Annotated in this window: 4 protein-coding genes; 1 reads left to right on the forward strand and 3 read right to left on the reverse strand. The window is 72.2% G+C overall.

The window, feature by feature from the left end; all coding sequences use genetic code 11:
* Positions 1 to 41 precede the first annotated feature (41 nt).
* Positions 42 to 1,796: an acetyl/propionyl/methylcrotonyl-CoA carboxylase subunit alpha gene (locus tag ACWGIG_RS37790; RefSeq protein ID WP_453326253.1), complete on the reverse strand. Its 1,755-nt coding sequence runs from the start codon at positions 1,794 to 1,796 to the stop codon at positions 42 to 44.
* 355 nt (positions 1,797 to 2,151) lie between these two features.
* Here ACWGIG_RS37790 and ACWGIG_RS37795 point away from each other — a divergent pair, with 355 nt between their 5' ends.
* Complete coding sequence (locus ACWGIG_RS37795; RefSeq protein WP_453326254.1) at positions 2,152 to 2,685, forward strand: hypothetical protein; 534 nt, start codon at positions 2,152 to 2,154, stop codon at positions 2,683 to 2,685.
* Here the strand turns inward: ACWGIG_RS37795 and ACWGIG_RS37800 are convergent.
* Together ACWGIG_RS37800 and mmpB are read right to left on the reverse strand one after the other, a co-directional pair.
* The gene (locus ACWGIG_RS37800) at positions 2,666 to 3,280 is read right to left on the reverse strand and encodes a Maf family protein (RefSeq protein WP_453326255.1); all 615 of its coding nucleotides are present in this window, start codon (positions 3,278 to 3,280) and stop codon (positions 2,666 to 2,668) included. The two genes, ACWGIG_RS37795 and ACWGIG_RS37800, sit on opposite strands and share 20 nt — an antisense overlap.
* 27 nt (positions 3,281 to 3,307) lie before the next feature.
* Positions 3,308 to 3,436, reverse strand: coding sequence for a morphogenic membrane protein MmpB (gene mmpB, locus ACWGIG_RS37805; protein ID WP_453326256.1), 129 nt, complete (start codon positions 3,434 to 3,436; stop codon positions 3,308 to 3,310).
* Positions 3,437 to 3,575: the final 139 nt, after the last annotated feature.

Here is a 3,575-nt window from a genome sequence, read left to right on the forward strand (position 1 = left end):
GGGCAAGCGGGCCGCTGCGGTAGAGCGGGGGCGGCGGGAGATCAGTCCTTGATCTCGCAGATGAGGGCTCCGGAGGTGACGGACCCGCCGACCTCCGCCGTCAGCCCCTTGACCGTTCCCGCGCGGTGCGCGTTCAGCGGCTGTTCCATCTTCATGGCCTCCAGGACGACGATCAGGTCGCCCTCGTTGACCTCCTGGCCCTCCTCGACCGCGACCTTGACGATCGTGCCCTGCATGGGCGAGGCGAGGCTGTCGCCGGAAGCGGCGGAGCCCGACTTCTTCGCGGCGCGGCGCTTCGGCTTCGCGCCGGCGGCCAGGCCGGTACGGGCCAGCGTCATGCCCAGCGAAGAAGGCAGCGACACCTCAAGACGCTTGCCGCCGACCTCGACGACGATCGTCTCGCGGCCCGACTCGTCCTCGTCGCCCTCGGCGCCGGGGACCGTGAAGGCCGGGATCTCGTTGACGAACTCGGTCTCGATCCACCGGGTGTGGACCGTGAACGGGTCCGAGGTGAACGCCGGGTCGACCACGACCGCGCGGTGGAAGGGGATGGCCGTGGCCATGCCCTCGATGGTGAACTCGGCGAGCGCGCGCGCCGCCCGCTGGAGCGCCTGCTCACGCGTCGCGCCCGTGACGATCAGCTTGGCCAGCAGCGAGTCCCACGCCGGGCCGATGACCGAGCCCGACTCGACGCCCGCGTCCAGCCGGACACCGGGGCCGCTCGGCGGGGCGAAGGCCGTGACCGTACCGGGAGCGGGGAGGAAGCCGCGCCCCGGGTCCTCGCCGTTGATGCGGAACTCGAAGGAGTGGCCGCGCACGGCCGGGTCGTCGTACCCCAGCTCCTCGCCGTCCGCGATGCGGAACATCTCGCGGACCAGGTCGATGCCGGAGACCTCTTCGGTGACCGGGTGCTCCACCTGGAGGCGCGTGTTGACCTCCAGGAAGGAGATCGTGCCGTCGGCGCCGACGAGGAACTCCACGGTGCCCGCGCCGACGTAGCCCGCCTCGCGCAGGATCGCCTTGGAGGAGGCGTACAGCTCGGCGTTCTGAGCGTCGCTCAGGAAGGGGGCCGGGGCCTCCTCGACCAGCTTCTGGTGGCGGCGCTGCAGCGAGCAGTCACGCGTCGACACGACGACGACGTTGCCGTGGCTGTCGGCCAGGCACTGCGTCTCGACGTGCCGGGGCTTGTCGAGGTAGCGCTCCACGAAGCACTCGCCGCGCCCGAAGGCTGCGACGGCCTCGCGTACGGCCGAGTCGTACAGCTCGGGTACTTCCTCCAGCGTGCGGGCGACCTTCAGACCGCGCCCGCCACCGCCGAAGGCGGCCTTGATCGCGATCGGCAGACCGTGCTCCCGCGCGAAGGCGACGACCTCGTCGGAACCCGTCACCGGGTCCGGGGTGCCCGCGACCAGCGGGGCGCCGGCGCGCTGCGCGATGTGGCGGGCGGCGACCTTGTCACCCAGGTCCCGGATGGCCTGCGGCGGCGGGCCGATCCACGTCAGACCCGCGTCGAGGACGGCCTGCGCGAACTCCGCGTTCTCGGAGAGGAATCCGTAACCCGGGTGGATGGCGTCCGCCCCCGAGTCCTTCGCGGCCTGGAGCACCTTGGCCATGTCCAGATAGCTGGCGGCCGGGGTGTCACCGCCCAGGGCGAACGCCTCGTCGGCCGCGCGGACGTGCAGAGCGTCCCGGTCCGGATCGGCGTAGACGGCTACGCTCCCGATTCCGGCGTCCCGACAGGCTCGGGCAACGCGGACAGCGATTTCGCCTCGGTTGGCGATGAGCACCTTGCGCACGATGGCTCCCTCCTTGTGAAACAAGCTGAGTTTAGGGACTGCCCACACGGCCCTACGACCCGTCCCCAATGGTGAGCTTGCCCACACGGAGTGTGATTCGAGGCGTGGTTGAGTCGCGAAATCCCTTGTCGCACCACGGTACGACGGGTTACGTCATCGCACAGTAGCCCCGTGGTGTGGCCAAGGTCTCTGTCCGGGCGGCCAGTGGGGTGAGGGGTTTCTTTGTGGGGTCCCTACGAAGGGGCGGGCCATTCTTTGCCCTGCGGGAGGGCGGTGCCCCGCCCTGCGAGCGGCTCGGTGGGGAGGTTGCGCGGAACCCCTTGTCGTGGGCATTACCGGTTAGTAGCGTGCGCCGTTGACAAGGCCCCTCTTGGCAAGTCCCGTACGGAAGTGGGTGGGCGCGGTGGCGCGCAGGCCGATAGCCGCTGTGACGGCGCTCGTGCTGTTCCTGGAGGCGTTCGGCGTCGTCTTCGTCAACTACGTCCTGGGCCGGGTCGTGGACGGTCAGTCGATGTCCCTGGCGGGCCTGGACCCCGACGGCATGGCGGCGGGCGCCTGGGCGCTCGGCGGCGCCGCGGGCCTCTTCCTCGCCGTCTGCGGGGTGTTCCTGCTGGTCGCGGCCGTCCGGGACCTGGCGCCCGGCCGCCTCGTACGCATCCTGCTGATCGTCTGCGCGGTGGTGCACGGCGTACTGGGGGCCGCGACGGTCGGGCTGGTCGGCTGGTGGGCGTTCGGCTGGACGATGGTGGTGCTGGGGCTGCTCGTACTGAGCCTGCTGATGTACGGGACGGGGGAAGCGGAACCGCAGGACGCCGCGCCCGCGAAGCCCGCGGGCCCGCCCGCGGCCCCTCCGGCGGCCGGTCCCGACCTCAGGCCCACAGGTCCGTGATGGCCACGTCCAGCTCGGCGAGCAGATTGCGCAGCAGGGGCAGCGAGAGCCCGATGACGTTCCCCGGGTCGCCCTCGATGCCGCGCACGAAGGGTGCCGAGCGGCCGTCGAGGGTGAACGCCCCCGCCACGTAGAGGGGTTCGCCGCTCGCCACGTACGCCGCGATCTCCGCGTCCGAGGGCTCCGCGAAGTGGACGGTCGTCGACGCCGTCGCCGACGCGCGCCGGCCGCTCGCCGTGTCGATCACGCAGTGCCCGGTCTGCAGGATCCCGGACCGCCCGCGCATCGCCTTCCAGCGTGCCGTCGCGTCCTCGGCGTCGTCGGGCTTGCCGAGCGCCTGCCCGTCCAGTTCCAGTACGGAGTCGCAGCCGATCACCAGGGCCCCGGCGGCCTCCGGGAGCGCGGCCACCACGTCCGCCTTCGCCGTCGCCAGCACGAGGGCCAGCTCGCCCGGCGTCGGCGCGCTCAGCGCGTCCTCGTCGACCCCGCTGACGATCACCTCGGGTGCGAGTCCCGCCTGCCGCAGCAGAGCGAGGCGGGCGGGGGAGGCGGAACCGAGGACGAGGCGACGGCGCTGTTCAGTCATGCGGGCCATCGTACGAGGGGTGCCTTCGCGGCCGTCTCAGCGCACACCCGCCACGAACATCGCCACCACCATCGCCAGCGCCAGCACCAGTCCTGCGCGGCGCAGCATGGCCTGCATGTCGCGCAGTTCCTTGGGCGGCTCATTCTTCGGGTCGGACCACAGCATGCCTTCGATAGTGCTGCCGGGACGCCGGTGGCGCCTGAGTACGTGTACCCCCCCCCCCCCCCGCGGGCGGGCGGAAAACCGGGGGGGAGCGGGCCCCGGCCCGCCCCCCCCCCCCCCCCGGGCCCCGCCCCGGCCCCCC

Source organism: Streptomyces sp. NPDC054863, from assembly GCF_053610825.1.